This window comes from Caballeronia sp. LZ035, assembly GCF_031451175.1.
Taxonomy (GTDB): Bacteria; Pseudomonadota; Gammaproteobacteria; order Burkholderiales; family Burkholderiaceae; genus Caballeronia.
In genome coordinates this window covers 1-991 of sequence record NZ_JARUXS010000029.1, presented here as the reverse complement: position 1 = coordinate 991, position 991 = coordinate 1, and the positions used below count along the sequence as shown (strand labels likewise).

The window sequence follows — 991 nt, the reverse complement described above, 5'->3', positions numbered from 1 at the left end:
GTAGAAGGACAGGCCATTGCGGTCGGTATGCCTCACCATCTGGTGCTGCGCATACTCGAAACAGTAGGGCGCGTCGTGCGCATCGAGCACGGCGCTCAAATTCCCCAGCGCGTCCTGCTGATACGTCACCAGCGGATGCACGCCACCTTGTGCATCGTGCAGCGCGATCGCCCCCAGGCAGCCCGCGACGCGGCCCGAAGCGGCTCGCAACTCACGCCCGGTCGCGCGGCTCCCCGCGAATTCGATGAAGCACATCGACACGCCGCCGTGAATCGCATCGGTGCGCCGCTCGATATGCCAGGCGTTGCCATTCAGATCCGCCATCCGGGATAACGGCAAACCCAGCGTCTGCCCCCGATCCACGGCAGGCACGCGTGCGCGCCAGTCATCCGGCAGCGGGAACGCGTATTCCAGACCGGCCCGCGTACGAATGCGCAGTTCGTCATGTTCGATATAAAGCGCGTGACCATGCTGGCGGTCAATCGTCCGCGCCGACCATCCGCTTTCGTGCGGCATCTGATCGAACGCAGTGGCGTGATCGGAGAGCGTGACCGCCGCGCTGTATTGCACCGTCTCGTGACCCCCGTGACCCTCATCGCGCAGCAAGTCCACCCGAATGTCGGCGGGACTGCGCCAGCCGTGGCCCAAGCTTCCCGGGATCTCGTCGTGACTCGCGTAGTAGCGATCCCACACCAGCGGCAAGCGCCCTTCGATGGTGAAATCGTGCTGCTGCACCACCACTTCACCGGTGACCGAGTTGACTGGCTCCGCGTCGAAGATCACGCACTTGATGAAGCCCGACGGGAAGTTCTTGAACAGCCGCTTGGCCAGCGCCGAGCCCCGGAACGCCCTGAACAGTCCGGCGGCCGCCGCCATCATGTTCATCACGGCTGGGCCGCCCACCAGCACGGGACGATCGGCCGGAATGGGCAGCATCGTGGCCGTGGGCAAGGACAGGTACTTGCGTTCCGTGTGCGCACTGTTGTGCGAC

1 protein-coding gene is annotated in these 991 nt (G+C 65.0%); it reads right to left on the bottom strand.

Annotation, left to right across the window (positions count from 1 at the left end; translation table 11 throughout):
• A partial coding sequence (locus QCE88_RS42225) for a DUF6531 domain-containing protein (RefSeq protein WP_309911928.1) occupies positions 1–991 on the bottom strand: 991 nt, incomplete at both ends.